Source organism: Ulvibacter antarcticus (assembly GCF_003688405.1).
Taxonomy (GTDB): domain Bacteria; phylum Bacteroidota; class Bacteroidia; order Flavobacteriales; family Flavobacteriaceae; genus Ulvibacter; species Ulvibacter antarcticus.
This window is the reverse complement of sequence record NZ_REFC01000011.1, coordinates 266,050-280,538: the sequence shown is the minus strand read 5'-3', so window position 1 is coordinate 280,538 and position 14,489 is coordinate 266,050. Positions and strand designations below refer to the sequence as shown.

The 14,489-nt window shown below is 37.8% G+C and carries 15 protein-coding genes and 1 tRNA gene; 10 read left to right on the top strand and 6 right to left on the bottom strand.

Going from position 1 to position 14,489, the window contains the following annotated elements:
- Positions 1-42: 42 nt before the first annotated feature.
- Positions 43-453: a BrxA/BrxB family bacilliredoxin gene (locus BXY75_RS01460; RefSeq protein ID WP_121905921.1), complete on the bottom strand. Its 411-nt coding sequence runs from the start codon at positions 451-453 to the stop codon at positions 43-45.
- A 183-nt stretch (positions 454-636) separates the two neighbouring features.
- Between BXY75_RS01460 and BXY75_RS01455 the strand changes: the two genes are divergently transcribed.
- The 7 genes from BXY75_RS01455 (at position 637) to BXY75_RS01425 (ending at position 6,915) form a co-directional block, all read left to right on the top strand.
- Positions 637-1,371, top strand: coding sequence for a molecular chaperone DjiA (locus tag BXY75_RS01455; RefSeq protein ID WP_121905920.1), 735 nt, complete (start codon positions 637-639; stop codon positions 1,369-1,371).
- Between the two features lie 137 nt (positions 1,372-1,508).
- Positions 1,509-2,165, top strand: coding sequence for a metal-dependent transcriptional regulator (locus tag BXY75_RS01450; RefSeq protein ID WP_121905919.1), 657 nt, complete (start codon positions 1,509-1,511; stop codon positions 2,163-2,165).
- A gap of 1 nt (position 2,166) precedes the next feature.
- Positions 2,167-3,075 (top strand): metal ABC transporter solute-binding protein, Zn/Mn family, encoded by a 909-nt coding sequence (locus BXY75_RS01445; RefSeq protein ID WP_121906577.1) that lies wholly within the window; start codon positions 2,167-2,169, stop codon positions 3,073-3,075.
- A 10-nt stretch (positions 3,076-3,085) separates the two neighbouring features.
- Positions 3,086-3,826 carry a metal ABC transporter ATP-binding protein gene (locus BXY75_RS01440; protein ID WP_121905918.1) on the top strand — a complete coding sequence of 247 codons (741 nt, stop codon included), beginning with the start codon at positions 3,086-3,088 and terminating at the stop codon, positions 3,824-3,826.
- Positions 3,827-4,177: 351 nt separating this feature from the next.
- Positions 4,178-5,302, top strand: a complete 1,125-nt coding sequence (locus tag BXY75_RS01435) for a metal ABC transporter permease (protein WP_121905917.1) — start codon at positions 4,178-4,180, stop codon at positions 5,300-5,302.
- Positions 5,295-6,455, top strand: coding sequence for a metal ABC transporter permease (locus BXY75_RS01430; protein WP_121905916.1), 1,161 nt, complete (start codon positions 5,295-5,297; stop codon positions 6,453-6,455). Before BXY75_RS01435 ends, BXY75_RS01430 begins: the two co-directional genes overlap by 8 nt.
- Positions 6,456-6,522: 67 nt before the next feature.
- Positions 6,523-6,915, top strand: a complete 393-nt coding sequence (locus tag BXY75_RS01425; RefSeq protein WP_121905915.1) for a hypothetical protein — start codon at positions 6,523-6,525, stop codon at positions 6,913-6,915.
- A gap of 7 nt (positions 6,916-6,922) precedes the next feature.
- Here BXY75_RS01425 and BXY75_RS17065 read toward each other — a convergent pair whose 3' ends face one another.
- The 4 genes from BXY75_RS17065 to BXY75_RS01410 all read right to left on the bottom strand — a co-directional run bounded on the left by BXY75_RS17065 (position 6,923) and on the right by BXY75_RS01410 (position 10,195).
- Positions 6,923-7,081 (bottom strand): hypothetical protein, encoded by a 159-nt coding sequence (locus BXY75_RS17065; protein ID WP_170152827.1) that lies wholly within the window; start codon positions 7,079-7,081, stop codon positions 6,923-6,925.
- 22 nt (positions 7,082-7,103) lie between these two features.
- A complete protein-coding gene (gene feoB, locus BXY75_RS01420; RefSeq protein ID WP_121905914.1) occupies positions 7,104-9,203 on the bottom strand; it encodes a ferrous iron transport protein B in 2,100 nt (699 codons plus the stop codon).
- A 1-nt stretch (position 9,204) separates the two neighbouring features.
- Positions 9,205-9,432, bottom strand: a complete 228-nt coding sequence (locus BXY75_RS01415; protein ID WP_121905913.1) for a FeoA family protein — start codon at positions 9,430-9,432, stop codon at positions 9,205-9,207.
- Between the two features lie 97 nt (positions 9,433-9,529).
- Positions 9,530-10,195, bottom strand: coding sequence for an SCO family protein (locus tag BXY75_RS01410; RefSeq protein ID WP_121905912.1), 666 nt, complete (start codon positions 10,193-10,195; stop codon positions 9,530-9,532).
- Positions 10,196-10,446: 251 nt separating this feature from the next.
- Here BXY75_RS01410 and rseP point away from each other — a divergent pair, with 251 nt between their 5' ends.
- From rseP to BXY75_RS17375, 3 genes are all read left to right on the top strand, one after another.
- Positions 10,447-11,775, top strand: a complete 1,329-nt coding sequence (gene rseP, locus BXY75_RS01405; protein ID WP_121905911.1) for an RIP metalloprotease RseP — start codon at positions 10,447-10,449, stop codon at positions 11,773-11,775.
- 127 nt (positions 11,776-11,902) lie between these two features.
- Positions 11,903-11,976 (top strand) — tRNA-Asn (locus BXY75_RS01400).
- Positions 11,977-12,403: 427 nt separating this feature from the next.
- Positions 12,404-12,688, top strand: a complete 285-nt coding sequence (locus BXY75_RS17375) for a GIY-YIG nuclease family protein (RefSeq protein ID WP_211331802.1) — start codon at positions 12,404-12,406, stop codon at positions 12,686-12,688.
- Between the two features lie 10 nt (positions 12,689-12,698).
- Here the strand turns inward: BXY75_RS17375 and BXY75_RS01390 are convergent, their stop codons facing one another.
- Positions 12,699-14,093 carry a cytochrome c peroxidase gene (locus BXY75_RS01390; RefSeq protein ID WP_121905910.1) on the bottom strand — a complete coding sequence of 465 codons (1,395 nt, stop codon included), beginning with the start codon at positions 14,091-14,093 and terminating at the stop codon, positions 12,699-12,701.
- Positions 14,094-14,489: the final 396 nt, after the last annotated feature.

The following is a 14,489-nucleotide window of genomic DNA, read 5'->3' as shown; positions in this document are numbered from 1 at the left end:
AATATTATTAAATCCTTGTAATTTACAGAGGATATTATCAAATTAACAGTATTCGTCGAATGCTCCTTTTAGGTTTTCGGCAATCATATCTGCTTGTCTTCCTTCAATATGATGACGCTCTAACATATGCACTAACTCCCCGTTTTTAAACAAGGCCATAGAAGGTGAACTTGGAGGAAACGGCACCATTTGAGCACGGGCAGCATCAACCGCTTCACGGTCAACTCCGGCAAAAACAGTCACTAAATTATCGGGTGTCTTAGCATTTTGTAATGCCATTCTAGCTCCCGGACGTGCATTTGCAGCCGCACAACCACAAACTGAATTTACCACGACAAGAGTAGTTCCCTCTTTTTTAAGCGCCTCGCTTACATCATTTTCAGTATATAACTCTGTGAAACCTATATTTGTAAGGTCTTCACGCATTGGCTTTATCAATTCTGCTGGATACATAATTTCTCTTATTTTTTATTTGTAACAAATTTGATACAAAGATAACTAATTTTGTACGGGGAAAAGAAAATAAGACCCTTTTATCACCATTTAGGAAGCCTATGATCAATTCAATTAAAACGTTTAAGACCGTAGTAAGTTCCCTATATTTGCGAAAATTAATTTTTAAGAATATAACGCAGTATGTTTAGTTGGATTTTAGCCATTGTAGGCTATTTTATTTATAGATTTCCAGGCGCAATCGTAGGTTTTATCGTTGGAGGCCTTATCGATAACATGGGTGGCAAGGGATCAGCTCGTAAAACTATTTTTCAACAGCGATCAGGAGACAGGGTTTCCCCTGCCGATTTCGAGCTTAATTTGCTTTCATTGGCATCGCTAGTGATTAAAGCCGATGGGAATGTAAGTCAGAGCGAGTTGGATTATGTTCGACAATATTTTGTACAATCCTACGGTAAGGATCGTGCCAATGCCACATTCAAAGTTTTCAATGAAGTAATAAAAAAGCGTGAAATATCTGCCGCAAATATTGGTGGCCTGCTGCGTCAGCGAATGCGTTATGAGTCCCGACTTCAGGTGCTCCATTTTCTATTTAGTATTGCAAATGCCGATGGCCATGTTACAGAGGCCGAAGTGAGCGAGATTAACCGAATAGGAGGTTTTCTTGGTGTGAATTTTCGGGATTTTGAGAGTATTAAGGCTATGTTCTTTAAAAATCCTGATAGTGCATATAAAATTTTGGAAATTGAGCGTACAGCGACCGATGTAGAAGTGAAAAAAGCCTATCGTGAAATGGCAAAGAAATATCATCCAGACAAACTTCAACATATGGATGAGGTGCATCAAAAGGGAGCAGAAGAGAAGTTCCGAAAAGTGCAGGAGGCTTATGAACAGCTTCAAAAGGAACGGGGTTTCTAATATATTTCAATCTTTTAATTTACCTAGAATGCATTCCGAAGGAATTAAGGTGGGTCTAAGCGCTTTTTAATGTTAATTTTTAGTCTTATCTAAAATTATTTTTTTATAACGCTTGTAAAAATGTTTACCTTTGCCCTATGTTTACATTAGCAGAGGAAAATTATATCAAAGCCATCTATCATTTGGAACAAGAGTTTCAAGGAGAAGTGAGTACCAATTCTATTGCAGATCGTATGGATACCAAACCGTCATCGGTGACGGATATGGTTCAAAAATTAGCCGAAAAGGAGGTCTTATCATATAAAAAGTATAAAGGTGCTTTACTAACACCTACGGGACGTAAGGTTGCTACTAATGTTATTCGGAAGCATAGATTGTGGGAAGTATTTTTGGTAGAAAAACTCAATTTTCACTGGGACGAAGTTCATGAAATTGCAGAACAATTGGAGCATATACAGTCCGATGAATTAATAGTTCGATTAGACAAATTTCTAGGTTTTCCAGATTTCGATCCGCATGGAGACCCCATTCCCGACAAGCATGGAAATGTGAAAAAGACGGAGAAAAAATTACTTTCCGAACTTAACAAGAATCAAAATGGGGTTTGTGTAGGTGTAAAAGAATCTACACCCGAATTTTTGCAGTACCTCGACAAGAAAAAGATCAGTATTCGTACAAAAATCACCGTTTTGGGAAAAGAATTCTTCGATGGCTCTATGGTGATTCAAGTAGGACGCGATCAATTTTTTATATCAAAAAAGATCGCGGAAAATTTATATGTTCAAACAAATTAGCATGAAGAAAATATATTTAATATTCATTACGATTGCATTTTTTGGGTGTAAAAACACTTCCGAAGATAATGGAAAACTGAAAGTGGTCACAACTACATCAATGATTACCGATCTTGTTAAAAATATTGGTGGAGATCTGGTAGAGATTGAGGGACTGATGGGTGCTGGAGTCGACCCTCATTTGTATAAGGCTAGTGAAGGCGATGTGTCCAAATTTTATAATGCTGATGTTATCTTTTATAACGGACTTCACTTAGAAGGAAAATTGGTGGAGGTTTTGGAAAAAATGGAAGGCCAACAAAAAACAACGGTCGCTTTGGGTGAGTTTTTAGATAAAAAAGAACTTATAGGATCGACCTATTTCACATCCAATTACGATCCACATGTTTGGTTCAATATTCAGTTTTTTAAACAATTTGCCGAGAAAGTGACGGCCGTTTTATCTGAAAAAGCTCCAAAGCATAAAGCGGCTTTTGAGGAGAATAATACGGTGTTTCAGGAACAACTAAGTCAGTTGGAATTGGAAGTTCGTTCTATTATTGCCACACTTCCTGAAGAGAAGCGAGTTTTGGTTACAGCACACGATGCTTTTAATTACTTCGGAAAGGAATACGGGTTTAATGTTGTTGGGTTACAAGGCATATCTACTGCGACGGAAGCTGGTGTGCAGGATGTTCAAAAGCTATCTGATTTTATTATAGAAAATAAGGTGAAAGCTATATTTATTGAGAGTTCTGTACCTCGCCGCACGATTGAAGCACTTCAACAGGCGGTATTGTCTAAAGATCATGAGGTGATCATTGGAGGATCTTTGTATAGTGATGCTTTAGGAGATGCCGGAAGCGTTGAAGGCACTTACATCGGCATGTTTACCTATAATGTAAATACAATTGTAAATGCGCTACGTTAAAACTTAAAACATGGAAGAACCGAAGTTAGCAATTAGTGTAGATGACCTTACCGTAGCTTATAATTATAAGCCGGTGTTATGGGATATCGATCTGGCCGTTCCGGAAGGTGTACTTATGGCAATCGTGGGTCCCAATGGTGCCGGAAAATCTACCCTAATAAAGGCAATTCTGGGCATTATTAAGCCAATAGCCGGAAGTGTTGCTATTTACGATAAACCTTATGAAAAGCAACGAAAGTTAGTTGCGTATGTGCCTCAAAAGGGCAGCGTGGATTGGGATTTCCCTACAACGGCGGTTGATGTCGTGATGATGGGAACCTATGGAAGTCTGGGATGGATTAAACGCCCGGGCCAAAAAGAGAAAAAAGCAGCTCTTGAGGCTTTGGAAAAAGTTGGGATGCTATCTTTTAAAAACAGACAGATTAGTCAGTTGAGTGGCGGACAGCAGCAACGGGTATTTCTTGCCCGAGCATTGGTTCAAAATGCTTCTATTTACTTTATGGATGAGCCGTTTCAAGGGGTCGATGCTACTACCGAGATTGCAATTATCAATATTTTAAAAGAGCTTCGGAAAGCAGGCAAAACTGTGGTCGTTGTACATCACGACTTACAAACCGTGCCCGAGTATTTTGATTGGGTGACCTTTTTGAATGTAAAAAAGATAGCCACCGGACCTGTAAAAGATATTTTTAATGATGATAATCTCACCAAAACCTACGGTATCAATTATAAGGTGGCGGTGAATAAATAGCGAGTAGCCAGTAGCGAGTAATTTATAGGACGCGTCGCTTGTAGAAAAAATTAAAAACGTAGAATTTAATTTTGAGAAACACTAGTTGTCGATGGGTTCTCAGTTTATGTTAATGATTGTCTCCCTCTCAGCGGGAGAGGGCCGGGATTAGGGAGATATCAGTTTTAATTCCGCTCAAAGACAAAATTTTATTAATTCTGACACAAATGAGAAATCAAGATATAAATTATCACAATTAACTAAAATGTTGACAAATCTTCAGAAATTTTTAAAGACTAAAGACTAAAGACTAAAGACTAAAGACTAAAGACTAAAGACTAAAGACTAAAGACTAAAGACTAAAGACTAAAGATGAGTATAGGCGAATATTTCAATTTATTATGGACCGATTACACCCTGCGTACTATTACGTTAGGGACGGCCGTATTGGGTGCAATATGCGGAATGCTAGGTAGTTTTGCGGTACTTCGGAAGCAGAGTTTATTAGGTGATGCCATTTCGCATGCCGCCTTACCGGGAATTGCGATCGCTTTTTTAATTACTGGAGCCAAAGACTCTAATATTCTGATGCTTGGCGCGCTTGTAAGTGGGTTAATTGGCACCTTTTGGATTCGGGGAATGATCACTAAAACACATTTAAAAACCGACACAGCCCTTGGACTTATTTTGTCCTTATTTTTTGGCTTCGGAATGATGCTGCTTACTTATATCCAAAAGCAGCCAAATGCAAATCAGGCAGGCTTGGATAAATACTTATTTGGTCAGGCCGCGACCTTGGTTGAAAGTGACGTAAAGGTCATGATCATTGTAACTGGGATTTGTTTATTTGTGCTCTTACTTTTTTGGAAGGAGTTTAAAATATTACTTTTTGATGCCGATTACACCAAAACCCTTGGCTTCAACACTCGGTTTATTGATATTTTGATTACATTTTTTATTGTACTTGCCATTGTGCTTGGTTTACAAACAGTGGGCGTAGTTTTAATGAGTGCATTATTACTGGCACCTGCAGCAGCAGCACGTCAATGGACAAATAGCTTAGGACTAATGGTCATCCTGGCAGCTATATTTGGTGCTTTTTCAGGAGTTTTGGGCACTGCCATTAGTGCTAGTCAGAATAATCTTTCTACAGGACCTGTTATAGTTTTGGTCGCCAGTGTTTTCGTGTTTGTCTCTTTTATCTTTTCTCCGGGAAGAGGATTGTTATTTAGGGAAATTCGATTTCGAAAGAATCGAAAGGACTTGCAATTAAAGAAAACGCTTCAGTTTATGTACGGTATTGTTAAAACACATGATAATATTTCGCATCCTCATGCCATTAGAATATTGAATAATTTTCATGGTTTTACGCGAGGCTCTCTTCGGAAGCTAGAAGAGAAGCATTGGATTACTCTTGAAGGGCAGCAATGGGCATTGACAAATGAGGGATTTAAGGAGGCTGAAGATTTGTATAACCAACAATCTAACAATGAATAATCCGCAGATTGAAATACAATTAATTGCCGCTGTCGTTGCAATCGCTTGCGCCATTCCCGGCGTTTTTCTGGTACTGCGAAAAATGGCGTTGATTAGTGATGCGATAAGTCATGCAATTCTTCCGGGGATCGTAATTGGATTCTTTATCACTCAGGATCTCAATTCACCTATTCTCATTCTATTAGCAGCCCTTACCGGAGTTATTACCGTCGTACTTGTAGAAATAATTCAGAAAACAAAATTAGTAAAGGAAGACACCGCCATTGGACTCGTTTTTCCGGCCTTGTTTAGTATAGGAGTGATATTAATTGCTAAAAACGCGAACGATGTCCATTTGGATGTTGATGCCGTTCTTTTAGGAGAACTTGCATTTGCTCCTTTCGATCGATTGTTGATTTCCGGAATGGATATGGGCCCTAAATCACTTTGGGTTATGGGCGTCATATTGATCATGACCCTCGCACTTTTAGTGATGTTTTTTAAGGAATTAAAAGTAAGTACTTTCGATACAGGGCTCTCCTCTGCATTAGGATTTTCACCAATTATATTGCATTACGGGTTGATGTCGGTTTCATCTATAACAGTGGTCGGTGCTTTCGATGCAGTTGGTGCTATTTTGGTAGTTGCTTTAATGATAGCCCCTGCGGCCACAGCATATTTGCTTACCAGTGATCTCAAAAAAATGTTAGGGCTATCCATAGGAATTGGTGTTTTTGCTGCTATTGCGGGCTATTGGCTTGCCCATATTTTAGATACCTCTATTTCGGGCTCCATGACAACCGTACTTGGGTTGGTTTTCTTATTGGTGTATCTTTTTGCACCATCCAAAGGACTATTATCGGTTTTATACAGACAAAAACAGCAACGAATAGAAGTATCATTGATTACCTTTTTATTACACTTGACGAATCATTCCGAAGAAAATGAACGACATATTAATCATTTAAACGAACATATAAATTGGCAGAAAGTACGCTCTAAAAATGTGCTCAATCTGGCTTTAAAGAATAATATGATCACCATTGAAAACAAGGTCGTTTCATTAACCAACAAAGGGCAAGAGTTTACTGATTTGGCAATCGAATATATTATTACCAATCGGGATGAAAACATCGAGCATATGAAGGATGATTTCTTCCTTTTTAGAGGGTAATTTTAGACACTGCTCATTTTTTGGCATCATTTTTTCCTATATCTTTAAAACAGAAATACTTATTGTTATGAAAAAAGCACTCTTTTTATTAATCGTATTATGCACAACCATTGTGTTTTCGCAGGATCAGCCTGTAGAAGTACCAAAAATTGTAGTAAAAGTCCCAATGGGTGAAACCGTTCAGTTTCAAAAAGCTTCGGTGAATTTTATCAAAGTTTTGGAGGATTCACGTTGTCCTACAGATGTGACTTGTGTCTGGGCCGGACAGGTAAAAATATTAGTTGAAGTAAAAGAAAAAGGTAAAGCGGCGGTACAAAAAGAGATTCTTTTTAAGGGATCTGTTGATACTACTTTGGTTGCTTCGGAAGGATACAAATTAAAAGGCGTATCATTATCACCTTATCCTACCTCTGAAACACAGGGAAAATTGGATTATGTACTATTAGTTTCCGAAGATTAGAAAATAATTAATGGCAACCACAATCGTTCTTTCCACATTTGGTTTTACCACCATCTAAGGTTCCGGAAGACTTTTGGCGACCTTCAAAAATGGGATTCCAAACAAATTTCCTTAGCAGAAATCCTGCTGCCAGACTAAAGGTTAATATGACTAATATTTGTTGCATAATGTAAAGTTAAGGATAATTTTTATTTTAATAATTGATAAGCGCCCAAAGCGACTACATAGGCAATGGCTGTCATAACAAATAGTTGCCACATAGGCCATTTCCAACTGTTGGTTTCCTTTTTAACAACGGCAAGCGTACTCATACACTGCATCGCGAAAGCATAGAATAGTAATAATGAAATTCCGCTGGCGAAATTGAATAAGGGAGTTCCTAAAATAGGATTCACCTCAGCTGCCATTCGGTTTTTAATGGTTTCTTCTTCTTCACTTCCAACGCTGTAAATAGTGGCTAATGTGCCAACGAATACTTCTCTTGCGGCAAAAGAACTTACAATGGCAATCCCTATTTTCCAATCGTACCCCAACGGTCGAACGGCAGGTTCTATTCCTTTTCCGATAATTCCGATATAGGAATGTTCTAGTTTATAAGAAGCAATTTTAGTTTCAATTTCTTCTTTGGAAAGATTTGTTGCTGCGGTTTCTTGTGTAACTATTTCTGAAGCTCTGTTAAAATCACCAGGACCATAAGATGCTAATACCCAAAGGATAATGGATATTGCAAGAATGATTTTACCTGCGCCAAATACGAATGACTTTGTTTTTTCAATTACCGTAATTATAACGTTTTTGGGCATTGGGAGCTTATAATTTGGCATCTCTACCACAAAAAAGGTCTTGCTTCGAATCTTGAGGATCTTATCTAGCAAATAGGCTGAGAAAATAGCAGCACCAAAACCAAGAAGGTATAAAAACATAAGGGTTAATCCCTGTAGGCTAAAAATACCCAATACACGACCTTCAGGAATCACAAGAGCAATAATAATTAAATAAACAGGTAATCGTGCTGAGCAGGTTGTAAACGGAGTTACAAGGATGGTAATAAGTCGTTCTTTCCAGTTTTCGATATTACGAGTCGCCATAATTGCAGGAATGGCACATGCAGTACCTGAAACTAATGGCACCACACTCTTTCCGCTTAACCCGAAGCGTCTCATGATCCGGTCCATTAAAAATACTACACGGCTCATATAGCCACTTTCTTCGAGCATAGAAATAAAGAGGAACAAGAAGGCTATTTGCGGAATAAAAATTACAATTCCGCCGAGTCCCGGAATGATACCTTCAGCAATTAAATTGGTGAAATCTCCAGAAGGCATAGTATTTTTTACCCATTCACTTAATGACGCGAATGTAGTGTCTATAAAATTCATTGGGTAGCTACTCCAATCGAAAATAGCTTGAAACATAAGGAGCAGTAGTCCGAAGAAAATAACATATCCCCAAACCTTGTGGATTAAAATACGGTCCAACCTACTTCTAAGGTCTTTGGCATTTGCAGTATCGATGGTGAGCGTTTCTTTTAAGGCACCGTTTATAAATTGGTATCTCGCGATAGTTTCTTTCTGCTGAAGTCGCTTCAGATTACTTTTCGACTCTGTTTGAAAAGAAGCAACTCCCTGCATTTCGTTCCTTTCCAGTTTTCCGAAGTTAACATCCTGAGTAATTACCAACCACAGTTTGTACAAATCCTGATTTGGAAATACCTTCCGAAGTCGGTCAAAATACTCCGGCGCAATACTGGAAGCATTTACACAAGGTTTTGTTGAAAGCTGGTTATAATTTGTAATTAGATCCTTGAGTGTATCGAAGCCAATATTTTTTCGCGAACTTATAAGCGCTATTTTGGTTTCCAGTTTCTCTTCCAACAGTTCAATATCCAGTGAAATCGCTTTGCGTTTCATCCTGTCTGCCATGTTGATGGCGAGAATTGTAGGGATTCCAAGGTCTTTAATTTGGGTGAAAAGTAGTAGATTTCGTTTGAGGTTCTCAATCTCAGTAACGACAATTGCAACATCAGGAAAATCCTTATCGTTTTTATTAAGCAGTAGCTCGATAACAACATTTTCATCCAATGAGGAAGCATTCAAGCTGTAAGTCCCCGGTAGATCAATAACATGGGCTTTTACACCTCTTGGGAGTTTGCAGACACCTTGTTTTTTCTCAACGGTTATGCCCGGATAATTTCCTACTTTCTGATTAAGACCCGTGAGAACGTTAAACACCGAAGTTTTCCCCGTGTTCGGGTTTCCAATAAGTGCAACGTTGATCTGTTTGGCCATGTTAATCTATCAATTCAATTTCAATTTGGGAAGCTGTGTCTTTTCGAATGGCTAAATGGCTACCATTAATGTTTAGATACAAGGGATCGTGAAATGGAGCGGTTTGAACCAATGCTATTTCATTACCGGGAAGACAACCCATTTCCAAAAGTTTTAATGGCACAACATCGATCGAAAACTCTTTGATGATCGCTCGTTGACCTTTTTTTAAGGAGGCAATTGTTAACATTCTCTTATTTAGATTGATTTTAAACAAGGTAAAAGTAGGTGAAAATAAAGAGCCTTGCAAGGATTTGAAAGGATAAAGTAATCGCGTTTTTTCAGCTTTATTTTTCTTTCTTCAAAACCTCTATATCATGCAGTAGTTGCTCGATGGCTTCCGGGTCGGTCCCGTCGTAAAAGCCTCGAATTCTCTTCTGAGTATCGACCAACACAAAATTTTCGGTATGTATAAGGTCGTTTTCCTCGTAGGGATTGTCTTTCGCCGCCAAATACGATTTTCGTGCCAGGGTGTAGATTTCTTTTTTGTCGCCGGTCACCAAATTCCATTTGGCATCGTTCACACCTTTTTCGATTGCATATTTTTTAAGTTGAGCTACCGAATCGATTTCCGGGGTTACGGTATGAGAGAGTAATAGAATGTCGGTATCGTTCTTCAGCTTTTCCTGTATTTCTAACATATGATCGGTCATAACAGGACAAATTGTCTGACAAGTAGTAAAAAAGAAATCGGCTACATAGATCTTGTTGTTGTAATCTTTCTGAGTGATGGTTTTTCCATTTTGATTTTGAAGGGCAAAGTCGGCTATAACGTGATACTTTTTTACATGTTGCAGTGTGCTATCGACCATTTCGGAGCTTACTTGTGAAGGTTGAAATACCGGAAGAATTTCAGTGGGTTTCAAAATGTTGTAAATGATAGTGATAATAATGGCTGAAAGCACAAAAAGTACTACAGCGAGGAACTTATATTTTGAAAAGAACTGAAGCATTATTTTAAAATATTTTATGCAAAATTACTATCAAAAAAAGGAATGAGCCAATTGAAATTCATAAATGTTTAGCACCGTTAACAAACTGAAAACGGAATTTTTTTAAGAGGTCATAAAACAGTACTTTTGTGCGTTAATTTTCGTTCTGGAGCGGTTGCTTCGGAAGTGATTTCATTTTAGGTTCAATTTTTGAACAGGACGTTTGCCGAATATTTAAAATGAAGTTGTTTTTATAATTTATTTCAGAAACTATGAGTCCATTTGCCGTTAAAGCAATTCAGTTATTATTAAGTCTGTCCTTATTGATCGTATTACACGAATTGGGACATTTTATACCAGCAAAATTATTTAAAACAAGAGTAGAGAAGTTCTTTCTCTTTTTTGATGTGAAGTTTGCCCTTTTCAAAAAGAAAATCGGTGATACCGTCTACGGTATTGGATGGCTGCCATTAGGTGGTTATGTGAAAATCGCCGGGATGATCGATGAGAGTATGGATAAGGAGCAGATGGCTGGTCCACCGCAGCCCTGGGAATTTAGAAGCAAGCCGGCATGGCAGCGATTAATTATCATGCTTGGTGGAGTTACAGTGAATATCATCGTAGGTTTTGTAATCTATATGAGTTTGTTGTATTTCTACGGAAGAGATATTACAACCAATGCCGATCTACCGGAAGGTTTTGCGGTTGCAGAGCAATTTAATCAATATGGTTTTCAAGATGGAGACCAAATTCTGAAGGTAAACGGAAAGGATTTTGAAAATGTAACCCAGATTAACAAATACTTATTTTTGCGTGATGTTGAAACGGTAGAGGTTAAACATAGAGATGGCATGGTTGAAACCTTGTCCTTACCTGAAGATATAGGTACTGAAATGTTTAAAATTGATCTTTTGAAGCCTTTTCAGCCTATGAGGTTATCAGTGATTGATACTGTACTTGTGGATTATCCGGCAGAAAAGGCAGGATTTTTAAAAGGAGATAAAGTGGTAGCTGTAAATGGGACGCCTGTAAACTATTGGCATGAATTTACAAGAGGTATTAAGTCGAATGATGGTTTTGAAAACGTAGTGGTTATTTCCAGAAACAATAGCTTAGATACCTTGAGAGTATCAACTTCGGAAGAAGACAAAATTCTTGGGGTTAATAACTTCGGAAGAGAATTGTACGACAAAACCACGCACTTGGATTATGGATTGGGAGAGAGTATAACAGGAGGTGTTGGTTATGGATATAATATCCTGAAGGATTATGTAAAACAATTTAAATACGTCTTTACAAGTAAAGGAGCGACACAGGTAGGTGGTTTTGGTGCGATTGGAAACTTATTCCCGGATACTTGGGACTGGATGAGCTTTTGGGAAACGACAGCCTTGATTTCTATCATTTTAGCCTTTATGAACATACTTCCTATCCCTGCCCTAGATGGTGGGCATGTAATGTTTTTAATGTATGAAATTGTAACTGGTAGAAAGCCAAATGAGAAGTTTATGGAGTACGCCCAAATGGCTGGATTCTTTTTATTAATAGCCTTGGTTCTGTTTGCAAACGGGAATGATATTTATAGAGCAATATTTAAATAGTGAAAAAATACACTTTTCTTTTTGCGACATTTTAAAAATAAATTATATTTGCACCCGCCTACGCATCGAAAGCTTCGGTAAATAGGCAAGCTAAAAGGATAAAACCTTTTAAATTTCTATATGAAATTCCTCTTTAGCTCAGTTGGTTAGAGCATCTGACTGTTAATCAGAGGGTCCTTGGTTCGAGCCCAAGAAGAGGAGCCCAGAGAAAATCCCGATCTATTTTTAGGTCGGGATTTTTGTTTATAATATAGTTTTCATAGCGAGAAGTTTATCCTGAGCGAATGACCTTAGGAATGTGACGAAGGGAGCCCAAGAAGAGGAGCCGAGAAGTAGAGCATAGCTCACTTCACGGCTGTAAAGTGAGCATCGCTCTACATTATAGCCGAAAACAGCTTAAAAGCCCACTCAATTTGAGTGGGCTTTTTTCGTTAAAAAGCAGTTGTAATAATCTTTCCTTAAGACAATGAAGTGTTAAAATGAGTTGAGTCTAGCTCACTTCACGGCTATAAAGTGAGCTTCGCTCTACTTTATAGCCAATTAGATTAAAAGCCTTATAAGAAATCGTGAGACTTTTTTATATCTTTATAACTATCCTCAGTTTAATAATATAATAACTTTTAGACTGATGATGATTTTGCCTTATTGTGTATATATTCTTCAAAGCGAACGGGATTTGCTGTTATATCATGGTTATACAACAAATGTTCAAAGACGACTCAAAGACCATAATGCAGGATATACAATAAGTACTTCAAAGCGAAGGCCTTTAAAATTGGTTTATTGTGAATTATTTATAAGTAAAAAAGACGCAGTAAGACGAGAGTCGTATTTTAAAACGACACAGGGTAAAAGGATGTTGAAGTTGCATTTAAGAGATACACTATTATTAATTAATTATCCTAAGCGATAAGTAGGCTTTCTTACTTCTTCACCAAACGTTTGGTAATTTGCAAACTGTTTTCCGAAGTTATTATCACAAAATACAATCCGGAAGCTTTAGTACTAAAATCAACCATTGTTTGAGCAGTGGCCTCTTCTTGGAACAACAACTTTCCAGTTAGGTCGTAAATCCAAACTTCGAATTGCCCAAGGTTGGTTTCAATCGATGCAATATTAACTACTGGATTTGGGGAAATGGAAATGAAAGGGGTCAGGCTTTCTTCAGAAATACCCAAAGTGCCACCAATAATAGTTATGGAGCCGTCCGGTTCGAAAGGATTTGACCATTTTTCGTTCGTATAGATGTCTGTACCGCTAAGCGTTCTCAAAAATGCAACCAACTCTTGTTTTTCATCTTCGGTAAGATTTAGCTGCTGTGGATCTCCATTGGGATCTGTTAATCGTACGTCTAAATTGGTATTTGCTGGGTTATTTGGGATATCATTATAATGATTAATTACGTCTAAAAGGCTTGTAAAACTCCCATCATGCATCAGGGGAGTATTTAGGTCACCTACCGGGTTTACAAGATCTCTAAGGGATGGCGGATGGGTAACTGTTAAATCTATTTCACCAGGTATTCCAGCTACGGTGATCACACCATTATTTGCTGAGTGTATTTCAATCGAAAATTCGGGAGGAATATGACAATTAACACAACCTACACTGTTTACGAATAATTCCTTACCTCTGTTCTCTTGCTCCGTGAAATTTGGAAAGGTTTCACCTGTATGGCTTACTTGCGCAAAACCTTCATCAAACCGGGAATCGAAGGATTGAATGCTTCTTATAAATTGAGCCAAAGCGAATTGAATACGGTTTTCTGTGATTTCAGTATCACCAAAAGCAAATTCAAAAAGGGTGTTGTAATAATCTATGTTTTCCATATCATTTAAAAGATCCGTCAAAGTGGGATCACCATTGGTGCCGCTGTACCCCATCTCTATATGGTCTTGTATGGGTTGAGATGTCTGGTCTTCAAGTGTTGCAGCACGTTCGTCCCAGAAAAAATGCTCTTCGCGCGAAAATCTAGGATTTACAAGTCTCATGGAATGCCGGCTAGTAAGTCCGTTAACCCCTGTACTCTGAACGTTTGGATCACTAAAAGCGTGCGCTTGGATATGGCAACTTGCACAGGCTATAGTGCCATCGCTGGAAAGATTTTTATCATAGAAAAGTACACGACCTAAAGTGGCTGTCCTGTCATCTATATGATTATCATTTGTATTGTCAAATGAAATATATTCTGGAATATCCTGGTTGGCATAATTAAAAAGGTTATCCAAATCGATGGTAGCACTGATTAAAATCCATCCAAAAGCCAATAGGATTAGAGGGTATATTAATTTATTTTTTATAGAAATTTTTCTTGACAAGACTCTGGTTTAGAATACAATAGTAACTATTAGGATTGTTTCAGATAGATTTTTTTCAAGATAGTGTTTTTAAGATATCTAATAAACAATATCTGCATAAAATCCCCAGGCTAACTACTTTAGCCCCACATTTAATAGTTGCTAAGGCGTTAATAGTTCCATAAATTAATAATTTTCAGAGATTTCAGATAGTTTTTATCAATTTCTATTCTTTATTGGCGTTCGAGCGGGCTATGCGCTATATCCATGTAGTGAGTTTACACTACTACATGGGATGCCGCTGCTATCCCTAACGCGTCGTTATTAACAATCATAGTTGGAAATGTATTTTATGATTGCACTAATAAACGGACAAGACTTTATCATATGACAAATTCTCTTACTCAAATTAATTAT